Annotated in this window: 21 protein-coding genes; 14 read left to right on the top strand and 7 right to left on the bottom strand. The window is 61.2% G+C overall.

The window, feature by feature from the left end; all coding sequences use genetic code 11:
- Positions 1–24: 24 nt before the first annotated feature.
- Positions 25–1,515, bottom strand: a complete 1,491-nt coding sequence (locus NMB39_RS23425; RefSeq protein WP_057013047.1) for a leucyl aminopeptidase — start codon at positions 1,513–1,515, stop codon at positions 25–27.
- A gap of 283 nt (positions 1,516–1,798) precedes the next feature.
- Here NMB39_RS23425 and lptF point away from each other — a divergent pair, with 283 nt between their 5' ends.
- The 10 genes from lptF (at position 1,799) to tadA (ending at position 12,259) form a co-directional block, all read left to right on the top strand.
- Positions 1,799–2,917: an LPS export ABC transporter permease LptF gene (gene lptF, locus NMB39_RS23420; protein WP_057021456.1), complete on the top strand. Its 1,119-nt coding sequence runs from the start codon at positions 1,799–1,801 to the stop codon at positions 2,915–2,917.
- Positions 2,910–3,989: an LPS export ABC transporter permease LptG gene (lptG, locus tag NMB39_RS23415; protein WP_057021455.1), complete on the top strand. Its 1,080-nt coding sequence runs from the start codon at positions 2,910–2,912 to the stop codon at positions 3,987–3,989. Before lptF ends, lptG begins: the two co-directional genes overlap by 8 nt.
- A 151-nt stretch (positions 3,990–4,140) precedes the next feature.
- Positions 4,141–5,940 (top strand): translation elongation factor 4, encoded by a 1,800-nt coding sequence (gene lepA, locus NMB39_RS23410; protein ID WP_043048666.1) that lies wholly within the window; start codon positions 4,141–4,143, stop codon positions 5,938–5,940.
- Between the two features lie 5 nt (positions 5,941–5,945).
- The gene (gene lepB / locus NMB39_RS23405; protein ID WP_494340003.1) at positions 5,946–6,800 is read left to right on the top strand and encodes a signal peptidase I; all 855 of its coding nucleotides are present in this window, start codon (positions 5,946–5,948) and stop codon (positions 6,798–6,800) included.
- 152 nt (positions 6,801–6,952) lie between these two features.
- The gene (gene rnc, locus NMB39_RS23400; RefSeq protein ID WP_003188856.1) at positions 6,953–7,642 is read left to right on the top strand and encodes a ribonuclease III; all 690 of its coding nucleotides are present in this window, start codon (positions 6,953–6,955) and stop codon (positions 7,640–7,642) included.
- Positions 7,635–8,537, top strand: coding sequence for a GTPase Era (gene era, locus NMB39_RS23395; RefSeq protein WP_029297473.1), 903 nt, complete (start codon positions 7,635–7,637; stop codon positions 8,535–8,537). Before rnc ends, era begins: the two co-directional genes overlap by 8 nt.
- Before the next feature lie 164 nt (positions 8,538–8,701).
- Entirely contained in the window at positions 8,702–9,391 is a 690-nt protein-coding gene (gene recO, locus NMB39_RS23390) for a DNA repair protein RecO (protein WP_057021453.1), read from the top strand.
- A gap of 51 nt (positions 9,392–9,442) precedes the next feature.
- Positions 9,443–10,186, top strand: coding sequence for a pyridoxine 5'-phosphate synthase (pdxJ, locus tag NMB39_RS23385; RefSeq protein ID WP_057021452.1), 744 nt, complete (start codon positions 9,443–9,445; stop codon positions 10,184–10,186).
- A 193-nt stretch (positions 10,187–10,379) separates the two neighbouring features.
- Positions 10,380–11,762 carry a multicopper oxidase family protein gene (locus NMB39_RS23380; RefSeq protein WP_043048671.1) on the top strand — a complete coding sequence of 461 codons (1,383 nt, stop codon included), beginning with the start codon at positions 10,380–10,382 and terminating at the stop codon, positions 11,760–11,762.
- Positions 11,762–12,259, top strand: coding sequence for a tRNA adenosine(34) deaminase TadA (gene tadA / locus NMB39_RS23375; RefSeq protein ID WP_198720066.1), 498 nt, complete (start codon positions 11,762–11,764; stop codon positions 12,257–12,259). Before NMB39_RS23380 ends, tadA begins: the two co-directional genes overlap by 1 nt.
- 133 nt (positions 12,260–12,392) lie before the next feature.
- Here the strand turns inward: tadA and cmoB are convergent, their stop codons facing one another.
- The 6 genes from cmoB to NMB39_RS23345 all read right to left on the bottom strand — a co-directional run bounded on the left by cmoB (position 12,393) and on the right by NMB39_RS23345 (position 18,932).
- The gene (cmoB, locus tag NMB39_RS23370) at positions 12,393–13,349 is read right to left on the bottom strand and encodes a tRNA 5-methoxyuridine(34)/uridine 5-oxyacetic acid(34) synthase CmoB (RefSeq protein ID WP_057021449.1); all 957 of its coding nucleotides are present in this window, start codon (positions 13,347–13,349) and stop codon (positions 12,393–12,395) included.
- A complete protein-coding gene (gene cmoA / locus NMB39_RS23365; protein ID WP_494340004.1) occupies positions 13,346–14,089 on the bottom strand; it encodes a carboxy-S-adenosyl-L-methionine synthase CmoA in 744 nt (247 codons plus the stop codon). Before cmoA ends, cmoB begins: the two co-directional genes overlap by 4 nt.
- Positions 14,090–14,124: 35 nt before the next feature.
- A complete protein-coding gene (locus tag NMB39_RS23360) occupies positions 14,125–14,781 on the bottom strand; it encodes a lysoplasmalogenase (protein WP_494340005.1) in 657 nt (218 codons plus the stop codon).
- A gap of 1 nt (position 14,782) precedes the next feature.
- Positions 14,783–15,172 (bottom strand): protease inhibitor I42 family protein, encoded by a 390-nt coding sequence (locus tag NMB39_RS23355; protein ID WP_306957177.1) that lies wholly within the window; start codon positions 15,170–15,172, stop codon positions 14,783–14,785.
- A gap of 191 nt (positions 15,173–15,363) precedes the next feature.
- Positions 15,364–17,784, bottom strand: coding sequence for an endopeptidase La (gene lon / locus NMB39_RS23350; protein ID WP_046071096.1), 2,421 nt, complete (start codon positions 17,782–17,784; stop codon positions 15,364–15,366).
- 158 nt (positions 17,785–17,942) lie between these two features.
- The gene (locus NMB39_RS23345) at positions 17,943–18,932 is read right to left on the bottom strand and encodes a GntR family transcriptional regulator (RefSeq protein WP_494340006.1); all 990 of its coding nucleotides are present in this window, start codon (positions 18,930–18,932) and stop codon (positions 17,943–17,945) included.
- 331 nt (positions 18,933–19,263) lie between these two features.
- On the opposite strand from NMB39_RS23345, the gene NMB39_RS23340 reads away from it, so the two are divergent.
- The 4 genes from NMB39_RS23340 to NMB39_RS23325 are packed head-to-tail and all read left to right on the top strand — an operon-like array spanning position 19,264 to position 23,636.
- A complete protein-coding gene (locus NMB39_RS23340) occupies positions 19,264–20,604 on the top strand; it encodes an amidase (protein ID WP_494340007.1) in 1,341 nt (446 codons plus the stop codon).
- Positions 20,605–20,615: 11 nt separating this feature from the next.
- Positions 20,616–21,494 (top strand): polysaccharide deacetylase family protein, encoded by an 879-nt coding sequence (locus tag NMB39_RS23335; protein WP_010212857.1) that lies wholly within the window; start codon positions 20,616–20,618, stop codon positions 21,492–21,494.
- A gap of 29 nt (positions 21,495–21,523) precedes the next feature.
- Positions 21,524–22,864, top strand: coding sequence for an MFS transporter (locus NMB39_RS23330; protein ID WP_057021445.1), 1,341 nt, complete (start codon positions 21,524–21,526; stop codon positions 22,862–22,864).
- A gap of 10 nt (positions 22,865–22,874) precedes the next feature.
- Positions 22,875–23,636, top strand: a complete 762-nt coding sequence (locus NMB39_RS23325) for an SDR family NAD(P)-dependent oxidoreductase (protein ID WP_124411607.1) — start codon at positions 22,875–22,877, stop codon at positions 23,634–23,636.
- Positions 23,637–23,679: the final 43 nt, after the last annotated feature.

Here is a 23,679-nt window from a genome sequence, read left to right as displayed (position 1 = left end):
CTCCTACAGAAGGGCCGGTGGCGCTTAGGCTTTGGCGCGATCCAGCAGGTACTGGGTCAGCAGCGGTACTGGACGACCAGTGGCGCCCTTGTCCTTGCCGCCGCTGGTCCAGGCCGTGCCGGCGATGTCCAGGTGCGCCCAGTTGAAGTTCTTGGCAAAACGCGACAGGAAGCAGGCCGCCGTGATGGTGCCGGCTTTCGGGCCACCAATGTTGGCGATGTCGGCGAACGGGCTGTCCAGCTGTTCCTGGTACTCATCGAACAGCGGCAGTTGCCAGGCACGGTCATCGGCGGCCTTGCCTGCGCTGAGCAGTTGCTCGATCAGTTCGTCGTTGTTGCCCAGCAGGCCCGAGGTGTGGGAGCCCAAGGCAACGATACAGGCGCCGGTCAGGGTAGCGATGTCGATCACGGCTTGTGGCTTGAAGCGTTCGGCATAGGTCAGGGCATCGCACAGCACCAGGCGGCCTTCGGCGTCGGTGTTGAGGATTTCCACGGTCTGGCCGCTCATGGTCGTGACGATATCGCCTGGGCGGGCAGCGCCGCCGCTCGGCATGTTCTCGGCACACGCCAGGATGCACACCAGGTTGACCGGCAGCTTGAGTTCCAACACCGCGCGCAGGGTGCCGAACACGCTGGCGGCGCCGCCCATGTCGTACTTCATCTCGTCCATGCCGGCGCCCGGCTTGAGGCTGATGCCGCCGGTGTCGAAAGTAATGCCTTTACCCACCAGGGCGTAGGGCTTCTCGGACTTCTTGGCGCCGTTATATTGCATCACGATCAGGCGTGGCGGCTGGTCGCTGCCCTGGCCCACGGCATAGAACGAGCCCATGCCCAGTTCCTTGATCTTCTTCTCGTCGAGCACTTCGACTTTCAGGCCCTTGAACTCCTTGCCCAGCGCCTTGGCCTGTTCGCCGAGGAAAGTCGGGTGGCAAATGTTCGGCGGCAGGTTGCCCAGGTCACGGGTGAACGACATGCCTTTGGCAATCGCCTGGGCGTGGGTCACGGCGCGCTCGACTTCAGCCTGCGCGGCCTTGATGGTCAGCAGGGTGATCTTCTTCAGGGCGCGAGGTTCGGCCTTCTGGCTCTTGAACTGGTCGAAGGTATAGCCGCCGTCCACCAGGCTTTCGGCCAGCAGGCGGGTCTTGCCGTAGCTGTCACGGCCCTTGACGATGATTTCATCGAGTGCCAGTACCGCATCGGTGCCGCCCAGGCCCTTGAGGGTGCTGAGGATGCCGCTGACGATCTTGCGGAATGGACGGTCGCCCAATTCGGCGTCCTTGCCCACGCCCACCAGCAAAACGCGATCAGCCTTGAGGTTCGGCAGACTCTGCAACAGCAGGCTCTGGCCGACCTTGCCGGCCAGGTCGCCGCGCTTGAGCACCGCGCTGATCGCGCCGCCGCTCAGTTCGTCCAGTTGCTTGGCGGCGACGCCGAGTTTGCGGCCTTCGCCGACAGCGACCACGAGGGTGGCGGTTTTCAACGTTTCGGGGCTAACGCTTTTTACAACCAGTTCCATTTTCGGGTCCCTTATAAAGGTCGGTGAGCCTGGCGTTTGTACCCAGGCTTTAAAGCTTGGCGGCGTTGTAAGCCGCCCGCGACAAAGGCCGCAGTTTGAACCTCGCCGGCGGAGCCTGACAACCCTTGGCGCACGCTTTGTGCGTGCGCGTGAGGTTGCGCAGTGACAGGCGCGAACAATCACAGGATAATGCCCCATCTTTTTAGCCGGCCCGCGCAAACGGGCTGACTCGGTATGCTTGCTTGTTTGGCCGCCTTAGCCTGACAACCCTGGAGTGTCTGGTTTGATCGTCTTCCGTTATCTGTCCCGCGAAGTCCTGTTGACCCTGAGTGCCGTGAGTGCGGTGTTGCTGGTCATCATCATGAGTGGTCGTTTCGTCAAGTTCCTGGCCCAGGCCGCCGCTGGCGCCCTGGATCCAGGTTCACTGTTCCTGATCATGGGCTACCGGATGCCCGGCATGCTGCAGCTGATCCTGCCGCTCGGGCTGTTTCTCGGCATACTGCTGGCCTATGGCCGGCTGTACCTCGAGAGTGAAATGACCGTGCTGTCGGCCACCGGCATGAGCCAGCAGCGCCTGCTGGCCATGACCATGGTGCCGGCCGCCGGCGTTGCCCTGGTGGTAGCCTGGTTGAGCATGAGCCTGGCGCCCCAGGGCGCCATGCAGTTCCAGCTGCTGCTGAACAAACAGGATGCGATGACCGAATTCGACACCCTCGAGCCCGGCCGCTTCCAGGCGCTCAACGATGGCACGCGGGTGACCTATACCGAAACCATGACCGATGACCGTTCCAACCTCGGCGGTGTGTTCATCTCCCAGAAAAACCTCGGCCAGAACCAGAAGGACCGTGGCATTTCGATTCTGGTGGCCGACAGCGGGCGCCAGGAAGTGCGCCCCGACGGCAACCGCTACCTGATCCTGGAAAATGGCTATCGCTACGACGGCAGCCCCGGTCTGGCGGACTATCGGGCGATCAAGTACGACACCTACGGCGTCATGCTGCCCAAGCCCGAGATCAGCGACGAGGTCACCGACCGCGACGCGCTGCCGACCTCATCGCTGATCGGCAGCCAGGAGCTGCGCTCCATCGCCGAGCTGCAATGGCGCATCTCCCTGCCGCTGCTGGTGTTTATCGTGACCCTGATGGCCGTGCCGCTGTCGCGCGTCAACCCGCGCCAGGGGCGTTTCCTCAAGCTGCTGCCGGCGATCCTGCTGTACATGGCCTACCTGACTATCCTGATTTCCGCTCGTGGTTCCCTGGAGAAAGGCAAGGTGCCGCCGGTGCTGGGCCTGTGGTGGGTGCATGGGATTTTCCTGGTGATCGGCCTGGGGCTGCTCTACTGGGAACCTATCCGTTTGAAAATGAAGAGCCGTCGTGGCCTGAAGGAGTTGGCTCGTGGCTAAGCTTGATCGCTACATTGGTAGCAGCGTACTGATCGCCATCCTGGCGGTATTGGGCATCATCCTCGGCCTGGCTTTGCTGTTCGCCTTCATTGATGAAGTGGGCAACGTCACCGACACCTATACGGTCTCGGATGTACTGAGCTATGTGGCACTGACTGCGCCGCGTCGTCTCTACGACATGATGCCGATGGCAGCGCTGATCGGTTGCCTGATCGGCCTGGGTACCCTGGCCAGCAACAGCGAACTGACCATCATGCGCGCCGCCGGCGTTTCCATTGGCCGTATCGTCTGGGCGGTAATGAAGCCGATGCTGCTGCTGATGGCGTGCAGCGTGCTGATCGGCGAATACATCGCGCCCCCGGCGGAAGCCACCGCCCAGGCCAATCGCGCCCTGGCCCAAGGGTCTGGCGATGCGCAAAGCGCCAAGCACGGCCTGTGGCACCGCCAGGGTGATGAGTTCATCCATATCAACGCCGTGCAGCCAGGCGGCCTGTTGATCGGAGTGACCCGCTACACGTTCGATAAAGAACGGCACATGCTGTCCTCCAGCTTTGCCAAGCGTGCGCAGTACAGTGCCGAGCAGTGGCAACTGACTGATGTCACCACCACCTACTTCCGTAATGTGGGCCAGGGCACCAAATCCAGCACCGAAGTGATCAACGTGCCGACCGAGCAATGGGATATCGCCCTTAAGCCGGAATTGCTCAATACGGTAGTCATGGTTCCGGAAGCCCTGCCGATCTCCGGTTTGTGGAGCTATATCCATTACCTCAAGGACCAGGGCCTGAACAATGGCCGCTACTGGCTGGCGTTCTGGGTCAAGGTACTGCAGCCGGTGGTTACCGCCGCGCTGGTGTTGATGGCGATCTCCTTTATCTTCGGGCCGTTGCGCTCCGTAACCCTGGGCCAGCGCGTATTCACCGGCGTGCTGGTGGGCTTTACCTTCCGCATCGCCCAGGATTTGCTCGGGCCCTCGAGCCTGGTGTTCGGTTTCTCGCCGCTGTTTGCGGTGCTGGTGCCGACGGCCATCTGTACCGTGGCCGGGTTCTGGCTGCTGCGCCGGGCCGGTTGACGTCGCGCTTATGCACAAAAAATGCCCCGCTCCCATGAGTGGGGCATTTTTGTTCTGGTCACCAAAGATGACGCCTGGCCTGAGCATCAGGTACAATTCCCGGCTATTTTTCAGCGGGCAATCTGCCTGCAGCCTTTTTGAGTGTTGATCCGTGAGTGATTTGAGTCATATCCGCAATTTCTCCATCATCGCCCACATTGACCATGGCAAGTCGACGCTGGCCGATCGGTTTATCCAGATGTGCGGCGGCCTTGCCGAGCGTGAAATGGAAGCCCAGGTCCTGGACTCCATGGATCTTGAGCGCGAGCGCGGGATCACCATCAAGGCCCACAGCGTGACGCTGTACTACACCGCCAAAGACGGTATCAAGTACCAGCTGAATTTCATTGACACCCCAGGCCACGTCGACTTTACCTATGAAGTCAGCCGCTCCCTGGCAGCCTGCGAAGGCGCATTGCTGGTAGTGGACGCGGGCCAGGGCGTTGAAGCCCAGTCCGTGGCTAACTGCTACACCGCCATCGAGCAGGGCCTGGAGGTCATGCCGGTGCTGAACAAGATCGACCTGCCTCAAGCAGACCCTGATCGCGTCAAGGAAGAAATCGAGAAAATCATCGGCATTGACGCCACCGACGCCGTCGAGTGCAGCGCCAAGACCGGCCTGGGCGTCGACGAAGTGCTCGAGCGCCTGGTCAAGACCATTCCTGCGCCAACCGGCAACTACGAAGATCCGCTGCAAGCGTTGATTATCGATTCCTGGTTCGACAACTACCTGGGGGTTGTCTCCCTGGTACGCGTGCGCCATGGCCGTGTAAAGAAGGGCGACAAGATCCTGGTCAAGTCCACCGGCAAGATCCACCTGGTGGACAGCGTCGGTGTATTCAACCCCAAGCACACCGCCACCACTGATCTGAAAGCCGGTGAAGTAGGCTTCATCATCGCGGGTATCAAGGACATCCACGGTGCGCCGGTAGGTGACACCCTGACTTTGAGCTCTACCCCCGACGTCGCCATGCTGCCGGGCTTCAAGCGTATCCAGCCGCAGGTCTACGCCGGCCTGTTCCCGGTCAGCTCCGACGACTTCGAAGACTTCCGTGAAGCCTTGCAGAAGCTGACGCTCAACGACTCGTCGCTGCAGTACACCCCGGAAAGCTCCGATGCCCTGGGCTTCGGCTTCCGCTGCGGGTTCCTGGGCATGCTGCATATGGAGATCATCCAGGAGCGCCTGGAGCGCGAATACGACCTGGACCTGATCACCACGGCACCGACCGTTATTTTTGAGCTGGCGCTGAAAACCGGTGAAACGATTTACGTCGATAACCCGTCCAAGCTTCCAGACCTGTCTTCCATCGAAGACATGCGCGAACCGATCGTGCGCGCCAATATCCTTGTGCCACAGGAACACCTGGGCAACGTGATTACCTTGTGTATCGAAAAGCGTGGCGTACAGCACGACATGCTGTTCCTCGGTACCCAGGTGCAAGTGACCTACGACTTGCCGATGAACGAAGTGGTCCTGGACTTCTTCGACCGACTCAAATCCACCAGTCGCGGCTATGCTTCGCTGGATTACCATTTCGACCGTTACCAATCGGCTAATCTGGTGAAACTGGATGTGTTGATCAACGGCGACAAGGTCGATGCCCTGGCACTGATCGTGCACAAGGACAACGCGCACTACAAAGGTCGCCAGTTGACCGAGAAGATGAAAGAACTGATTCCGCGCCAGATGTTCGACGTCGCGATCCAGGCCGCCATCGGCGGGCAGATCATTGCGCGGACCTCCGTCAAGGCTCTCAGAAAGAACGTACTGGCCAAATGCTACGGCGGTGACGTAAGCCGTAAGCGCAAGCTGCTTGAGAAGCAAAAGGCCGGTAAAAAACGCATGAAGCAAGTGGGCAACGTGGAAATTCCACAAGAAGCCTTCCTTGCGGTGCTCAGGTTGGATAGTTAGGTCCTATGTCACTAAATTTCCCGCTGTTGCTGGTCATCGCCGTTGCCGTCTGTGGTTTCCTGGCGTTGCTCGATCTGCTGTTCTTCGCCCCGCGTCGGCGGGCAGCCATCGCTTCCTATCAGGGCAGCGTCAGCCAGCCCGATGCGGTGGTGGTCGAGAAGCTCAACAAAGAGCCCTTGCTGGTTGAATACGGCAAATCGTTCTTCCCGGTGTTGTTCATCGTGCTGGTGCTGCGCTCGTTTCTGGTAGAGCCGTTCCAGATCCCTTCGGGGTCGATGAAACCGACCCTGGACGTGGGCGACTTCATCCTGGTGAACAAGTTTTCCTACGGAATTCGCCTGCCGGTGATCGACAAGAAAGTCATCCCGGTCGGTGACCCGCAGCGCGGCGATGTGATGGTGTTCCGCTACCCAAGCGACCCGAACGTCAACTACATCAAGCGTGTCGTCGGCCTGCCGGGCGATGTGGTGCGCTACACCAGCGACAAGCGCCTGTTGATCAACGGTGAGCCGGTGGCCGAGAAGCTGCTGGGCGCCGAGCCCAACACCCTGGGCAGCGCCGAGCTGTACCAGGAAAAACTCGGTGCGGTGGAACACGAAATCCGCAAGGAAATGAGCCGCTACCGTGCGATGCCTGATGGTGAGTGGAAAGTGCCTGCCGGGCACTATTTCATGATGGGCGACAATCGCGACAACTCCAACGACAGCCGTTACTGGGATGACCCCAGTATTCCCAAGGACCTGCTGGGCATGGTGCCCGACGAGAATATCGTCGGCAAAGCCTTCGCGGTCTGGATGAGTTGGCCGGAACCCAAGCTCAGCCACCTGCCGAACTTCTCGCGGGTCGGGCTGATCAAGTAATACAGGCGGCGCTGTGAACACAGCGCCGAATGCTTTTCTGGGGCTTGGACAATTAACCGTCCGGCCTCATGCAGCACCAATCAGGATGTGAATTTGAACATTGCGTCAATCGTCGATGGCCGCCGGTGCCACCAACTAGATATGGATAAACCGTGACCGTTTCTCTAAGCCGTCTCGAGCGCCAGCTCGGCTATACCTTCAAGGACCAGGAATTGATGGTCCTTGCCCTCACACACCGCAGCTTTGCAGGGCGCAATAACGAGCGCCTGGAATTCCTCGGTGATGCCATCCTCAATTTCGCCGCTGGTGAGGCGCTGTTCGAGCGTTTTCCGCAAGCGCGCGAAGGCCAGCTTTCGCGCCTGCGGGCTCGCCTTGTGAAAGGCGAGACCCTGGCCGTGCTGGCCCGAGGTTTCGGCCTGGGCGAGTACCTGCGGCTAGGGTCCGGTGAGTTGAAAAGCGGCGGTTTCCGTCGCGAGTCGATTCTGGCCGATGCCCTGGAAGCATTGATCGGTGCGATCTACCTCGATGCAGGAATGGAGACGGCCAAGGAGCGCGTGGTTGCCTGGCTGGCTTCGGAAATCGAAAGCCTGACACTGGTCGACACCAACAAAGATCCCAAGACCCGCCTGCAGGAATACCTGCAGTCCCGCGGTTGCGAACTGCCACGCTACGAAGTGGTGGATATCCAGGGTGAGCCTCATTGCCGCGTGTTCTTCGTGGAATGTGAAATCACCTTATTGAACGAAAAAAGCCGAGGTCAGGGTGTGAGCCGTCGTATTGCCGAACAGGTAGCGGCCGCTGCAGCACTGATTGCCCTGGGCGTGGAGAATGGCCATGACTGATTCAACCGCAACACGCTGTGGCTATGTTGCCATCGTCGGCCGCCCGAACGTGGGCAAGTCCACGCTGCTCAACCACATCCTCGGCCAGAAGCTCGCGATCACCTCGCGAAAGCCCCAGACCACCCGCCACAACATGCTGGGCATCAAGACCGAAGGCAACGTGCAAGCGGTCTACGTCGATACCCCGGGCATGCACAAAGGCGGCGAGAAAGCCCTGAACCGCTACATGAACAAGACCGCTTCGGCGGCGTTGAAAGACGTCGACGTGGTGATCTTCGTGGTCGACCGCACCAAGTGGACCGACGAAGACCAGATGGTCCTCGAGCGCGTGCAGTACGTCACCGGCCCGTTGATCGTCGCGTTGAACAAGACCGATCGCATCGAAGACAAAGCCGAACTGATGCCGCACCTAAGCTGGCTGCAGGAACAACTGCCGAACGCCCAGATCATGCCGATCTCGGCCCAGCACGGCCACAACCTCGAAGCCCTGGAGCGTGTGATCGCCGGTTACCTGCCGGAGAACGAGCACTTCTTCCCGGAAGACCAGATCACCGACCGCAGCAGCCGCTTCCTCGCCGCCGAACTGGTGCGCGAGAAAATCATGCGCCAGATGGGCGCCGAGCTGCCGTACCAGATCACCGTGGAAATCGAAGAGTTCAAGCAGCAGGGCAAGACTCTGCATATCCATGCGCTGATCCTTGTTGAACGTGACGGACAGAAGAAAATCATCATTGGCGACAAGGGCGAGCGCATCAAGCGCATCGGCACCGAAGCGCGCAAGGATATGGAATTGCTGTTCGACTCCAAGATCATGCTTAACCTGTGGGTGAAGGTGAAGGGCGGCTGGTCCGATGACGAGCGTGCATTGCGCTCCCTGGGCTATGGCGACCTGTAAGGTCTCGAATGCACCACAGGGGTGAAAAATGTGGGAGGGGGCTTGCTCCCGATAGCGGTGGGTCAGTTAACCATTAAGTGACTGACACACTGCAATCGGGGGCAAGCCCCCTCCCACATTGGGTTTGTGTCGTTTTCAAAAATGCATGCCAGCAGTGAGCACCCATGTCCCAGTCCCCACCTCCCAGCCAACTCGCCTACGTCCTGCATAGCCGCGCCTATCGCGAGACCAGCGCGCTGGTGGATTTCCTCACGCCCCAAGGCCGCCTGCGTGCAGTGTTGCGCAGTGCGCGAGGCAAGGCGGGGACGTTGGCGCGGCCCTTCGTGGCCCTGGATGTGGAGTTTCGCGGCAAGGGCGAGCTGAAGAACGTCGGCCGCCTGGAAAGCGTCGGCACCAGCGCCTGGCTAAATGGGGATGCACTGTTCAGTGGCCTTTACCTCAATGAACTGCTGATCCGCCTGTTGCCCGCCGAAGACCCGCACCCGGCGGTCTTCGATCACTATGCCGCCACGTTGCTGGCCCTGGCCGAAGGCCGGCCCCTGGAGCCGTTGCTGCGCGCCTTCGAATGGCGCTTGCTCGACGACCTTGGCTACGGCTTCGAACTGAGTAACGACCTGCACGGCGATCCCATCGCCGCCGATGGGATGTACCGCCTGCAAGTGGACGCCGGCTTGGAGCGTGTGTACCTGCTGCAACCGGGCCTGTTCCAGGGCTCCGAGCTGCTGGCCATGAGTGACGCGGATTGGACTGCGCCGGGTGCCTTGTCCGCCGCCAAGCGTTTGATGCGCCAGGCCCTGGCTGTGCATCTGGGCGGGCGGCCGCTGGTCAGTCGCGAGTTGTTTCGAAAGCCCTGACATCCCCGTGTATGCTGTGCACCGATTCTTTCCCTTTTCAGGAGCGCTTCCGTGACCACCAGCAATCGCATTCTTCTTGGCGTCAACATCGATCACGTCGCCACCCTGCGCCAGGCCCGGGGCACCCGTTACCCTGACCCGGTCAAGGCCGCGCTGGACGCCGAAGAAGCGGGGGCCGACGGCATTACCGTGCACTTGCGCGAAGATCGCCGCCACATCCAGGAGCGTGATGTGCTGCTGCTCAAGGACGTGCTGCAAACGCGCATGAACTTCGAAATGGGTGTTACCGAAGAAATGATGGCGTTTGCCGAACGCATCCGCCCGGCGCATATCTGCCTGGTGCCGGAAACCCGCCAGGAACTGACCACCGAGGGCGGCCTCGATGTCGCTGGCCAGGAAGCGCGGATCAAGGCCGCCGTGGAGCGGCTGTCGAAGATCGGCAGCGAAGTGTCCTTGTTTATCGACGCCGACGAACGCCAGATCCAAGCCTCGCGCCGTGTCGGTGCCCCGGCCATCGAACTGCACACCGGCCGTTACGCCGATGCCACCACCCCGACCGAAGTGGCTGATGAGCTGCAACGCATCATCGACGGCGTGAACTGCGGGCTCAACGAAGGCCTGATCGTCAATGCCGGCCATGGTCTGCACTATCACAACGTAGAAGCGGTGGCCGCGATCAAGGGCATCAACGAGCTGAACATTGGTCATGCGCTGGTGGCGCATGCGTTGTTCGTTGGTTTCAAAGGTGCGGTTGCCGAGATGAAGGCCCTGATCCTGGCGGCTGCCAAGCACTAAAAAACAATGAAGATCCAAGGTGGGAGGGGGCTTGCCCCCGATAGCGAAGTGTCAGCCACTAAGTTTTTGTCTGATACACCGCTATCGGGAGCAAGCCCCCTCCCACATGCGAACCCTTACTGTTTAGCGCCCGCGGGTGTATCGTATCTGCCCTTTGCAGGCCCCGTGCCTGCGGCAGATACGTGAGGTTGTTGTGTCCCAATCGTTTTCCCGTCGACAGATCCTCGGTGGCCTTGCCGGCCTGGCAGTAGTCGGTGTGGGGGCTGGTGGCGCCTACCGCTACTGGCTGGGCAAGGTTGCCGATGCCAACGCAGGAAGCGATTACCAACTGATTGCCGCGCCGCTGGATGTGGAGCTGGTGCCAGGGCACAAGACCGAGGCCTGGGCATTCGGCCCTTCGGCGCCTGGCACCGAGCTGCGCGTGCGCCAAGGCGAATGGCTGCGGGTACGCTTCATCAACCACCTGCCGGTTGCCACCACCATCCATTGGCACGGCATCCGCCTGCCGCTGGAAATGGACGGCGTGCCCTACGTCTCGCAGTTGCCGGTATTGCCGGGCGAATACTTCGACTATCAATTCCGTGTGCCCGACGCCGGCAGCTACTGGTATCACCCCCATGTAAACAGCAGCGAAGAACTCGGCCGTGGCCTGGTCGGCCCGCTGATCATCGAAGAGCGCGAGCCCACCGGTTTCAACTACGAGCGCACCCTCAGCTTGAAAAGCTGGCATGTGGACGAAGAGGGCGCCTTCGTCGCCTTCAGCATTCCCCGTGAAGCAGCGCGTGGCGGTACGGCGGGGCGCTTGTCGACAATCAACGGAGTGTCCCAGGCAGTCGTCGATCTCCCAGCCGGGCAGATTACCCGGGTGCGCCTGCTCAACCTCGACAACACCCTGACTTATCGTCTTAACATCCCTGGCGTCGAAGCACAGATCTACGCGCTGGATGGCAACCCCATCGAGCCGCGCCCGTTGGGCAAGGAATACTGGCTGGGCCCGGGCATGCGTATCTGCCTGGCGATCAAGGCGCCGCCGGCGGGTGAAGAACTGTCGATCCGCAACGGCCCCGTGCGTCTTGGCACCTTTCGTTCGGTGGCCAATACCGACGCGCCCACCCAGTGGCCACCGGCATTACCGGCCAACCCGATTGCCGAGCCGGACCTGGCCAATGCCGAGAAACTCAACTTCAATTTCGAATGGGTCGGTTCGGTGTCGGTCAACGTCGACAACGGCAAGCCGCCGAGCCTGTGGCAGATCAACGGCCAGGCCTGGGACATCACCGACAAGACCTGCGCCGACCGCCCGATTGCCAAGCTTGAGAAGGGCAAGAGCTACATCTTCGAATTGAAGAACATGACTCAGTACCAGCACCCGATTCACTTGCACGGCATGAGCTTCAAGGTGATCGCTTCGAACCGCCACAAGGTGATTCCGTATTTCACCGACACCTACCTGCTGGGCAAGAACGAACGCGCCCGTGTGGCGTTGGTGGCGGATAACCCGGGGGTGTGGATGTTCCATTGCCATGTGATCGACCATATGGAAACCGGCCTGATGGCCGCCATCGAGGTGGTGTGATGCGCCAGGTTCGCCCCACGGCAATTATCGACCGCAGCCGCGATCAGGATTTCATGCGCGAAGCCTTGGCCCTTGCTGCCCAAGGCGCGGCGTTGGGCGAGGTGCCGGTAGGTGCGGTGCTGGTGCAGGACGGTGAAATCATCGGGCGCGGCTTCAATTGCCCGATCATCGGCAACGACCCCAGCGCCCATGCCGAAATGGTCGCGATCCGCGCTGCCGCCCAGGCGATCAGTAACTATCGCCTGGTGGGCAGCACGCTGTATGTGACCCTGGAGCCGTGCAGCATGTGCGCCGGGTTGATCGTGCATTCGCGCATCGCAAGGGTGGTGTATGGCGCACTGGAGCCCAAGGCCGGGATCGTGCAGAGTCAGGGGCAGTTTTTTACCCAGGGCTTTCTCAACCATAAGGTGCTGTTTGAAGGCGGCGTGCTGGCCCAGGAGTGCGGCACGGTGTTGAGCGAATTCTTCAAGGCCCGCCGAGCTAAACCACCACTCTAAAGAACACTGAGAACAAAAAATGTGGGAGGGGGCTTGCTCCCGATAGCGGTGTATCAGCCATAAATGTGGTGGCTGACACTCTGCTATCGGGAGCAAGCCCCCTCCCACATTTGGATCTTCATCTATTCAGTGATTACTTCTTGGCGATGATCACAGCCCGCATCGGCGCCGGCAGCCCTTCGATGGTCTTGCTGTGATCTTCGGGGTCGAGGAAGTCACTGAGCGACTGGTACTTCATCCACTCCGTCCCACGCTGCTCCTCAACCGTGGTCACGCTCACATCTACGCACCTCACCTCACTGAATCCGGCACGGCGCAGCCACAGCATCAACGCCGGCACCGAGGGCAGGAACCACACGTTACGCATCTGTGCGTAGCGATCTTCCGGCACCAGCACCTGCTGCTGATCGCCTTCCACCACCAGGGTTTCCAGGACCAGTTCGCCGCCTTTGACCAGTGTGTCTTTCAGCGCCAGCAAGTGCTCGATCGGAGAGCGGCGGTGGTAGAACACGCCCATGGAAAACACCGTATCAAAGCCTTCCAGGTTCGCCGGCAAATCTTCGAACGGGAACGGCAGGTGCCAGGCCCGTGGCTCGGACAGGTAACGCTGCACCGCCTGGAACTGGCAGAAGAACAACCAGTTCGGGTCTACGCCAATCACGCTGTCGGCCCCGGCGCCGAGCATGCGCCACATGTAATACCCGTTGCCGCAACCCACATCGAGGATGCGCTTGCCGTTCAGGTCCAGGTGCGGCGCGACCCGCGACCACTTCCAGTCCGAACGCCATTCGGTGTCCACATGTACACCGAACAGGTGGAACGGGCCTTTGCGCCAGGGGCTCAGGCCCATCAGGGCAGTGTGCATTTGCGCACGGGTGGCGTCGTCGCAGTCGGTATCCAGCACCAGGCCATTGAGCAGGTCGACTTCGCTGGGCTGGATCTGCGGTAGCGCATCCAGCGCGCTCTGCCAGCGTTCCAGGTCGCCGTGGCCCTTTTCCATCTTGCTATCGAGCTGCGCTTGCAGGCCCTGGGCCCACACGGCCAAGGGGGTGCCAACCAGGTGGCGGGCGAGGGGGGACAAATCAATCATGGCAAGGCAATCAACGAGGCAAAGTTAAGACACTGGAACCACGGCACGACTTTCGAGAACCCGGCCGCCAGCAGGCGTTCGCGGTGTTCTTCGAGGCTGTCGGGCTTCATGACGTTTTCGATGGCGCTGCGCTTCTGGGCGATTTCCAGTTCGCTGTAGCCGTTGGCGCGCTTGAAGGCGATATGCAGGTCGGTGAGCAGCGCGTGTTCTTCAACATCGTTGAAGCGCAGCTTTTCCGAAAGGATCAACGCCCCGCCTGGCAGCAGCGCCTGGCGGATACGCCCGAGCAACGCCAGGCGTTCGTCAGGGGCGATAAATTGCAGGGTGAAGTTCAGCGCCACCACCGAGGCGGGCTGGAACTGCAGGGCGAGAATATCGCCCTCAATCACCTCGACCGGCAGCAACTCCTGGAACATCGAGTCCTGGCCATTGAGGTATTCCCGGCAACGCTCGACCATCGCCGCCGAGTTATCCACAGCGATAACCCGGCACCCATCGGAGCGTACATGACGACGCAGGGCCTGAGTGACAGCACCCAGGGATGAACCCAGGTCATACAACACACTGTTGGGTTGGGCAAATTGCGCGGCCAGCACGCCGAGGTTCTCGACGATGGTCGGGTAACCCGGCACCGAGCGCTTGATCATGTCCGGGAACACCCGCACCACATCCTCGTTAAAGGCGAAGTCCGGCACCTGGGGCAGGGGCTGGGCGAATAGGCGATCGGGTTCTTTGCTCACGGCTGTTCCGGCGACGAGGGGGAAAGGCCGGCATTTTAGCCAAGTTGGTCTTCGGATGCGCGGGTTGTCTGATGGAAAGCAGAGGCAGTGATGCCCCATTGCCCGAGCCAATAGGTGGTGATCAACAGATAGGGGGCCGCATCGAACGCCAGTACAAACCGATTGATACCGATCAACGTGTCGGAAAACACAAACGATACTGCACCCGCCGCCGCCAGCAGCGCCGAGCGTTTCGGCGCAGCGCTGCCCAAGCGCGCCAATGCACGCCAGAGCATGGCGCTGATCACCAGCGCGTAAACCACTACCGGTACCAACAGGTCGCCCAGGCCATGGGCAATCAGAACACTCAACAGGATCGTCCCGACGCCGAGGGCCAGCATCAGGGCCAGCACCGCCAGGCGCCGGCAATCACTGAGATAGGCTTTGAGATAGGCCAGGTGCGCGCACAGGAATGCGCCCAGGCCGAAGATAAACAGGTCCCCCGGCCAGGCGAGCAAGACGTCGCCCACCAGGGAAAAAATCAGTCCCAGGCTGATCCAGCGCCGATAGTCGGTGGGCGGTGCGTCATGCAGCCAACCCAGTAGCGCCAGCACCGGCAACGGCTTGACCAGCAGGCACAACAGCGTCGCATGGGTCGCCAGGCCATAGATGAAAGTGCCGGCGCCCATCAAGGCAAGGATCAGCCATGGCATATCAGTTCACCGTAATGGCGCAGTCAAAGGTTTCGACCGGCTCGGCTTCCGGTTCCCAAGGTTGCTGGGAGGTCAGGCGCAAACGGCCCTGGCCAGTGGCAAATGCCTGGAAGCGCCAGGTGGACTGCCCGCCACCGCCAATCACACCGGATTCGCTGCTGCTGTAGACCTCGGGGCTCAAGGCGCGCAAGACACCGCCGGCGGAGTCCTGGATGGCCCAGCGATAACCGGTGGTGGGGTTGCTTGGCAGGGTGAGAATCAGGTTTTGTCCGGTTTTAAGCAGGATTGGGCAACTGCTCTGGTTTTCCACGCTGATGTTTTGCTTGGGAGCACTGGCGCAAGCGGCCAGCAGGGCAAGGCTCAAGGGGAGAAGCAGGCGGGCAGCGGTCATGGGGGCTCCGTTTATACACGACGAAGGGCGAGCATAACCGAAGATGAGACAGGGTGTGACAAGCAGGATATGTGTCGCGGCCACTGACGCCATCGGGGGCAAGCCCCCTCCCACACTTGAATGTGTTCACAAATCAAAATGTGGGAGGGGGGCTTGCCCCCGATGAGGCCGGTTCAGGCGCTAGAGCTCTATCAGAACAGCACCTTCGCCACATCCGCAAAGCGCTTGGCGAAGTGCACCGTCATACCTTCCTTCAGATACTCCGGCAATTCTTCAAAACTGCCACGGTTCGGCTCCGGCAAGATCAACTCGTGGATCTTCTGACGCCGCGCCGCAATGACTTTCTCGCGCACCCCACCAATCGGCAATACATGCCCGGTCAGCGTCAGTTCACCGGTCATCGCTACGCCTTTCTTCGGCGGTTGGTTGCGCGCCAGGGACAGCAATGCACTGGCCATGGTCACACCCGCGCTTGGGCCGTCTTTCGGCGTGGCGCCTTCCGGTACGTGCAAGTGCACGAAGGCTTCGTCGAAGAACTTCGGATCACCGCCAAATGACTTCAAGTTCGAGCTGATGTAGCTGTAGGCGATTTCGGCGGACTCCTTCATCACTTCACCCAACTGCCCGGTAAGCTTGAAGCCGCGATTGAGCGTGTGGATACGCGTCGCCTCGATCGGCAACGTAGCGCCGCCCATGCTGGTCCAGGCCAGGCCGGTGATAACGCCGGTGCCGGACAGTACTTGCTCGTTACGGAACACCGGCATGCCCAGGGAGCTTTCCAGGTCCTTGTTGCCGATCTTGATCACGCTGTTGGGCTCATCCAGCAGCTTGACCACCGCCTTGCGCACCAGTTTGCCCAATTGTTTTTCCAACTGGCGCACACCGGCTTCCCGTGCATAACCGTCGATCAACGCACGCAGGGCGCCGTCGCTGATGCTCAGGCTGTTTTTTGCCACGCCGGCTTTTTCCAACTGTTTGGGCCATAGGTGGCGCTTGGCGATGGCGACTTTTTCTTCGGTGATATAGCCCGACAAGCGAATCACTTCCATACGGTCGAGCAACGGGCCTGGGATCGAATCGAGGGTGTTGGCGGTGCACACGAACAGCACTTTGGACAGGTCCAGGCGCAGGTCCAGGTAATGGTCGAGGAATTCGACGTTCTGCTCAGGGTCCAGGGTTTCCAGCAGCGCCGACGCCGGGTCGCCCTGGAAGCTTTGGCCCATCTTGTCGATCTCGTCGAGCATGATCACCGGGTTCATGACTTCCACGTCTTTCAACGCCTGCACCAGCTTACCGGGCAGGGCGCCGATGTAGGTGCGGCGGTGGCCCTTGATCTCGGCTTCGTCGCGCATGCCGCCGACGCTGAAACGGTAGAACGGTCGGCCCAGGGATTCAGCGATGGATTTACCCACACTGGTCTTGCCCACGCCCGGCGGGCCCACCAGCAGCACAATGGAGCCGGCGACTTCGCCTTTATAGGCGCCGACGGCGAGGAATTCGAGGATGCGGCTCTTGATGTCGTCCAGGCCCGCGTGATGCTTGTCCAGCACCTTGCGTGCATGCTTGAGGTCGAGCTTGTCTGCGCCGTACACGCCCCACGGCACCGAGGTGGCCCAGTCCAGGTAGTTGCGCGTCACGGCGTATTCCGGCGAACCGGTCTCGAGAATCGACAGCTTGTTCAGTTCTTCATCTATGCGCTTTTTCGCCTGAGCCGGCAGCACCTTGCCTTCCAGGCGCTGCTCGAACTGCTCGACGTCGGCGCTGCGGTCGTCCTTGGTCAGGCCCAGCTCTTGCTGGATGACCTTGAGTTGTTCCTTGAGGAAGAACTCGCGCTGGTGCTCGCCGATCTTGCGGTTCACTTCGGCGGACAGCTCTTTTTGCAGGCGCGCGACTTCGACTTCCTTGCGCAGCATCGGCAAGACTTTCTCCATGCGCTTGAGCATGGGCACGCAGTCCAGCACTTCCTGCAACTCGTTACCGGTGGCCGAGGTCAGCGCGGCGGCGAAGTCGGTGAGCGGTGAGGGGTCGTTGGGGCTGAAACGGTTGAGGTAGTTCTTCAACTCTTCGCTGTACAGCGGGTTGAGGGGCAGCAGTTCCTTGATCGCGTTGATCAGCGCCATGCCGTAGGCCTTGACCTCGTCGGTGGGCTCGCTGGGCTGGTGCGGGTATTCGACTTCCACCAGGTAGGGTGGGCGGTGGTGCTTGAGCCAAGTCTTGATGCGCACGCGGGTCAGGCCCTGGGCCACGAATTGCAGCTTGCCGTTCTCGCGGCTGGCGTGGTGCACCTTGACCAGGGTGCCGTACAGCGGCAGGGCGGAGGTATCGAAATGCCGTGGGTCTTCGGGCGGCGTGTCCATGAAAAACAGCGCGAGCGAATGGTGGTCGGATTTGCTCACCAACTCCAGGGTCTCGGCCCAGGGCTCTTCATTGACAATCACCGGCAATACTTGCGCCGGGAAAAACGGCCGGTTGTGGATCGGGATGATATAGACCTTGTCCGGCAGGTTTTGCCCAGGCAGGGCCAGGCCAGTGTTGGACGAGGTGGTGTCAGCGTTTTCGGGGTCGGCGTAGTCGTTCAGGTCGTAATCAGGGACGTCTTGCTGGTCGCTCATGGGGCACCTGCATAAGGAAGTATGGAGGTTAGATGGGGCGGGTCAGCAGTGGTTTCAATGGTGGGGGTGAGATAGCAACATATTGCATGAAATTACTGCGGCTACCTGGAGAGTATGGGAGGGGGCAAGCTCCTTCCTGACAGTTGACCCGTATTGAATCAGCTGATTTTGTGCAGATACGCAGGCAGCGGCTGTTCCGGCAACACCGATAGCACCTTCAATCGCTGCAACATCCGCTGCCTGGCTCGCTGCAAATGCTCGCGCAGATTCAACGCTGCGGCATCGAACGCCCCATGCAGCAACAATTCAAGAATCAAGCGATGTTCGGCGAGCATGGCAGGATCGGCGCCGATCCCCAGTAAACGATGGAAAATTCGGCTGATAATCATCGGGCTTTGGCCCTGGCGGATCAGGGCGGCGATCTTGCGGTTCTGCAGGCCGGCGAGGCAGTGCTGGTGCAAGTCCTGCTCGATCTGTTCGATGGCTTCCAGGCTGCAATGGGGGCTGTCCTGGGCGTCGAGCACGCGCTGCAGCATGGCCTGGAGCATGACGCGGTCCAGGCCCGGTGCACTCTGGCGCAGGGCTTCGGGCTCCAAACAAGCGCGCAATTCGTAGTCTTCGGTGACTTCTCGGGCAGTCAGCGGCCCTGCGAGCCATTGGGAGTAAGGTTCTTTCTCCACCAGGCCACGGTCGCGCAGGCGCATCAGTGCTTCGCGCACCACGGCGCGGCTGACGCCGTAGTGGTCGGCGGCGGCTTGTTCGTCCAGGCGGTAATGGCCGAAGGCGATGCAGGTAGACAACGCCGCGCCGATCTCCTCGACAATTCGCTCGCCCAGCGGCCGGGTGTCTACCAACTCGTCGTCGTGGTTCAGGCCCAGGTGTCCGTGGCTCAAGGGCAGGCGCAGGGGCTCCATGGCCAGGCCGTCGGGGTTGATCAGGTAACCGCGGCCGTTGAAACGGCAAATCAGCCCTTCGGCATGCAGCAGGTCCAGCGCCTTGCGCACCGGTACGCGGCTGGTACCGAACATGTCGGCCAGCGGCGCCTCGAGCAGGACCAGCCCGTGGCGCGCGGTGCCGTTGACGATCGCGTCGCGCAAAACTCGGTGGATCATCGCGTAGCGGGACGCCGAGGCGGACACTGCTTTCATAGCTTTCCTGTGGCTGTGGACGGTGGCCAGGGATTCTCTCATAGATGCGTCTGTCACTCTGCGCCACGTCGACGGCACTTTTTTGGGGCTGTAAACATGGGACTGTTACTTTTTTGCACCAAAACGTACTTTTTAATGAAAGGTACATTATTTTACTCGCGATTTAGGTGGATGCCTTCGCGAGATTTTTATTTCATGAAAAACTATCTAGCTCGATGGTTCGAAGGGAGACCGTCGAGCTAGGGAGGAATCCTCTAACGAGACTGGCACGAAAGCTGCCTTTATAAAACGTACATTTTATTAATATGTACGTTTATATAAGGGTATGCCGATGTCAGACGCCACCTCAATGGCCGAAGCATTCGCCAGCGGTCACAGCGACCCGGTGCAGGTGCTTGAACAGGCGCTCGTTCACGCGAGCATGGCCCCCAGCGTTTTCATCTCCCTGACCGTCGAGCGCGCCCGGCGTGAAGCCGAGGCTTCGGCCGCCCGTTGGCGTGCCGGGCAGCCCTTGAGCGTATTCGATGGCGTGCCATTGGCCTGGAAAGATTTGTTCGACATGGCGGGCACCGTCACCACGGCCGGTGCTGCTTACCGCCGCAACGCGGCGCCTGCTGCGCATGACGCTCCCAGTGTTGGGCTGTTGTGCCGCGCTGGCATGGTCAGCCTGGGCAAGACCAACCTCAGCGAGCTGGCGTATTCCGGCCTGGGTCTCAACCCGCATTTCGGCACGCCCCACAACCCCAATAGCAGTGATCAACCACGCATTCCCGGAGGCTCGTCCTCGGGGTCGGCGGTTGCCGTGGCGGCCGGTATTGTGCCGATTGCCATGGGCACCGATACCGCCGGCTCGATCCGCATTCCTGCCGCGCTCAACGGCGTGGTGGGCTACCGCAGCAGTTGCCGGCGCTACAGCCGCGAAGGCGTTTTCCCCCTGGCACACACCCTCGACAGCCTCGGCCCGCTGACCCGCAGCGTGCGCGATGCGCTGGCCATCGATGATGTGCTCACTGGCCGTACTGGCCGTAGCCAACGCCACATCGCCAGCAGCCTCAAGGGCCAGCGCTGGGTGCTGGAGCAAGGCACCCTGGACACTATCGAGCCGGTCGTACGCATTAACCTGCTACATGCCGTCGACCAATTGAAGGCCGCCGGTGCGTTAGTCGAGGTGCGTCCGTCCGCCACTTTCCAGGCGACCCTTGCGCTGATCGAGGCGCACGGCTGGCTCGGTTCATTCGAAGCCTTCGCTTTGCACGAAGCCTTGCTCGATAGCGCCGATGCCGAGCAACTCGACCCCCGCGTGCGGCGTCGCCTCGAAGCCGCACGCTCACTGCCGGCCAGCCAGCTCATGCACCTGATCGAAGGGCGCCGGCGCCTGCAACAGCAGTTGATCGACGACCTCGACGGCGCCCTGCTGATCACCCCGACGGTGGCCCATGTCGCCCCAGCGTTGCCAGCGCTGGAGGCCGACGATGAGCTGTTCGTCACCACTAACCTCGCCACCTTGCGCCTGACCATGCCCGGCAGTTTGCTCGACATGCCGGGCGTCAGCTTGCCCAGCGGCCGCGATGCCCAGGGCTTGCCCACCGGGCTGCTGCTCAGCGCCCCGACGGGGGAAGACGCACGCCTGTTGCGCGCTGCGTTGGCCGTCGAATCCGTACTTAACGTTTAAGGAGACACACCATGGCTAAAGATATTCTCTGTGCATTTGGCGTCGACGTGGACGCCGTCGCCGGCTGGCTGGGTTCCTATGGGGGCGAAGACTCGCCCGACGATATCTCCCGCGGCCTGTTTGCCGGCGAAGTCGGCGCGCCACGCCTGCTCAAACTGTTTGAACGCTACGGCCTGCGCACCACCTGGTTTATCCCGGGGCACTCGATGGAAACCTTCCCCGAGCAGATGAAGGCGGTGGCTGATGCCGGCCACGAAATCGGTGTGCATGGCTACAGCCACGAAAACCCCATCGCCATGACCGCCGAGCAGGAAGAAATCGTGCTCGACAAGTCCATCGAGCTGATCACCCAGGTCACTGGCAAACGCCCCACCGGCTACGTCGCGCCCTGGTGGGAATTCAGCAAGGTCACCAACGAGCTGTTGTTGAAAAAAGGCATCAAGTACGACCACAGCCTGATGCATAACGATTTCCACCCTTACTACGTGCGCAAGGGCGACAGCTGGACCAAGATCGACTACAGCCAGCACCCCGACACCTGGATGAAACCCCTGGTGCGCGGCGAGGAAACCGATCTGGTGGAGATCCCGGCCAACTGGTACCTCGACGACCTGCCGCCGATGATGTTCATCAAGAAAGCTCCCAACAGCCACGGCTTCGTCAACCCGCGCCACCTGGAAGAAATGTGGCGCGACCAGTTCGACTGGGTATACCGCGAGCACGAACACGCGGTGTTCACCATGACCATCCACCCCGACGTGTCCGGTCGCCCGCAAGTGCTGCTGATGCTGGAGCGCCTGATCGAGCATATCCAGAGCCATGCCGGCGTGCGCTTCGTCACCTTCGACGAAATCGCCGATGACTTTATCCGCCGCCAACCGCGTACCTGACCCTTTGACCACCCCCCGAGGCGCGATCCATGTCTATCTACAACAAGCTTGACCTGACTGGCTGGAAACCCCGGCAATTGACGTCCCAGGAAGTGCGCTTTGCCACCTGGATCGCGTTTTTCGCCTGGGTATTTGCGGTGTACGACTTCATTCTGTTCGGCACCTTGCTGCCGGAAATCGGCCGGCACTTTGGCTGGGGTGAAGTGGAGCAAGCCGAGATCGCGACCTGGGTGGCGGTGGGCACGGCGGTGGTGGCATTCGCCATTGGCCCCGTCGTCGATAAATTGGGCCGGCGCACGGGCATCATCTTTACCGTGGCCGGCTCTGCATTGTGCTCGGCGCTCACCGCGATCGGCGGGGCATGGGGCAAGTCGCCGCTGATTCTGATCCGTTCGTTGGGCGGCCTGGGTTATGCCGAGGAAACGGTCAACGCCACCTATCTGAGCGAGTTGTATGGCGCCTCGCAAGACCCACGGCTGACCAAGCGTCGCGGCTTCATCTACAGCCTGGTGCAGGGCGGCTGGCCAGTGGGTGCGTTGATCGCCGCAGGGTTGACCGCGTTGTTGCTGCCAATCATCGGCTGGCAGGGCTGCTTCGTCTTCGCCGCGATCCCGGCCATTGTGATTGCGATCATGGCACGCAAGCTCAAGGAGAGCCCGCAGTTCCAGATCCATCAGCGCATCAGCCAACTGCGCAAAAGCGGCGCGGTGAGCGAAGCGCAGAACGTCGCGCTGACCTACGACGTGGATTACGACGAACATAGCAAGGCTGGCCTCAAGGCCGCGTTCCGTGGCCCGGCCCGCCGCGCCACCCTGGTGATCGGTGCCGCGCTGTTGCTCAACTGGGCGGCGATCCAGGTGTTCAGCGTGTTGGGGACTTCGGTGATCGTCAGCGTGCACCACATCTCCTTCGAGAACTCGCTGATCATCCTGGTGCTGTCGAACCTGGTGGGCTACTGCGGCTACCTCAGCCACGGCTGGATGGGCGACAAGATCGGTCGCCGTAATGTCATCGCCCTGGGCTGGATGCTCGGCGGCCTGGCGTTTGCCGGCATGCTATTTGGGCCGAGCAATTTGCCGATGGTGGTCGGGCTGTACAGCCTGGGCCTGTTCTTCCTGATCGGGCCTTACTCGGCAGCGCTGTTCTTTATCAGCGAGAGTTTCCCCACCAGCATCCGCGCCACCGGCGGCGCGATCATCCACGCCATGGGTCCGATCGGCGCGGTGGTCGCCGGCTTTGGCGCGACCCAAGTGCTGGCCGCCGGCAGTGACTGGCAGACTGCCGCGCTGTGGTTCGGCGCACTACCGTGCTTCTTGTCCGGCGCCTTGATGTTTGCCGCACGCCATGTGCGTCCGGAAACCGTTCAGTAAGGAGAGAGTGATGACGCCTAAAGTTGCCTTGATCACCGGTGCCGCCAGCGGCATCGGCCAAGCCCTCGCCGTGGCCTATGCGCGCAATGGCGTAGCGGTGATGGGCGGGTATTACCCGGCCGATCCCCATGACCCGCAGACCACCGTGTCATTAGTGCAAGAGGCTGGCGGTGAGTGCCTGATGCTGCCGTTGGACGTGGGCAACAGCGCCTCGGTGGACGCCTTGGCCGAGCAGGCCGTGGCGCATTTCGGGCGCCTGGACTACGCGGTGGCCAATGCCGGTTTGTTACGCCGTGCACCCTTGTTGGAAATGACCGACGCGCTGTGGGATGAAATGCTCAATGTCGACCTGACCGGGGTGATGCGCACCTTTCGCGCCGCGACCCGGCATATGAAGGAAGGCGGCGCACTGGTGGCGATTTCATCGATTGCCGGCGGCGTGTATGGCTGGCAGGAGCATAGCCATTATGCGGCGGCCAAGGCAGGGGTGCCGGGGCTATGTCGGTCGTTGGCGGTGGAGTTGGCGGCATTGGGTATTCGTTGCAATGCGGTGATCCCGGGGTTGATCGAGACGCCGCAGTCGCTGGACGCGAAGAATTCGCTGGGCCCCGAGGGCTTGGCCAAAGCAGCGCGGGCGATCCCGTTGGGCCGGGTAGGACGGGCCGATGAAGTCGCGTCGTTGGTGCAGTTCTTGACCAGTGATGCATCGAGCTATTTGACCGGCCAAAGCATCGTCATCGATGGCGGCCTGACCGTGCGCTGGCCTGACTGATGTACTCAATCCAAAAATGAGAAGGGGCGGTGCGACCGCCCTC

It is taken from the genome of Pseudomonas sp. FBCC-B545, assembly GCF_059134095.1.
Note: the sequence above shows the minus strand (reverse complement) of the source record. Positions and strands in the feature narration are given on the sequence as shown.

What these genes read in the sequence shown, in the direction of transcription:
- NMB39_RS23425 (WP_057013047.1), bottom strand. Translation starts at nt 1,515, where the DNA reads ATGGAACTGGTTGTAAAAAGCGTTAGCCCCGAAACGTTGAAAACCGCC.
- cmoB (WP_057021449.1), bottom strand. Translation starts at nt 13,349, where the DNA reads ATGATTGATTTGTCCCCCCTCGCCCGCCACCTGGTTGGCACCCCCTTG.
- recO (WP_057021453.1), top strand. Translation starts at nt 8,702, where the DNA reads ATGTCCCAGTCCCCACCTCCCAGCCAACTCGCCTACGTCCTGCATAGC.
- lon (WP_046071096.1), bottom strand. Translation starts at nt 17,784, where the DNA reads ATGAGCGACCAGCAAGACGTCCCTGATTACGACCTGAACGACTACGCC.
- lepB (WP_494340003.1), top strand. Translation starts at nt 5,946, where the DNA reads ATGTCACTAAATTTCCCGCTGTTGCTGGTCATCGCCGTTGCCGTCTGT.
- NMB39_RS23345 (WP_494340006.1), bottom strand. Translation starts at nt 18,932, where the DNA reads ATGAAAGCAGTGTCCGCCTCGGCGTCCCGCTACGCGATGATCCACCGA.
- NMB39_RS23360 (WP_494340005.1), bottom strand. Translation starts at nt 14,781, where the DNA reads ATGCCATGGCTGATCCTTGCCTTGATGGGCGCCGGCACTTTCATCTAT.
- NMB39_RS23325 (WP_124411607.1), top strand. Translation starts at nt 22,875, where the DNA reads ATGACGCCTAAAGTTGCCTTGATCACCGGTGCCGCCAGCGGCATCGGC.
- NMB39_RS23330 (WP_057021445.1), top strand. Translation starts at nt 21,524, where the DNA reads ATGTCTATCTACAACAAGCTTGACCTGACTGGCTGGAAACCCCGGCAA.
- NMB39_RS23335 (WP_010212857.1), top strand. Translation starts at nt 20,616, where the DNA reads ATGGCTAAAGATATTCTCTGTGCATTTGGCGTCGACGTGGACGCCGTC.
- era (WP_029297473.1), top strand. Translation starts at nt 7,635, where the DNA reads ATGACTGATTCAACCGCAACACGCTGTGGCTATGTTGCCATCGTCGGC.
- tadA (WP_198720066.1), top strand. Translation starts at nt 11,762, where the DNA reads ATGCGCCAGGTTCGCCCCACGGCAATTATCGACCGCAGCCGCGATCAG.
- NMB39_RS23355 (WP_306957177.1), bottom strand. Translation starts at nt 15,172, where the DNA reads ATGACCGCTGCCCGCCTGCTTCTCCCCTTGAGCCTTGCCCTGCTGGCC.
- NMB39_RS23340 (WP_494340007.1), top strand. Translation starts at nt 19,264, where the DNA reads ATGTCAGACGCCACCTCAATGGCCGAAGCATTCGCCAGCGGTCACAGC.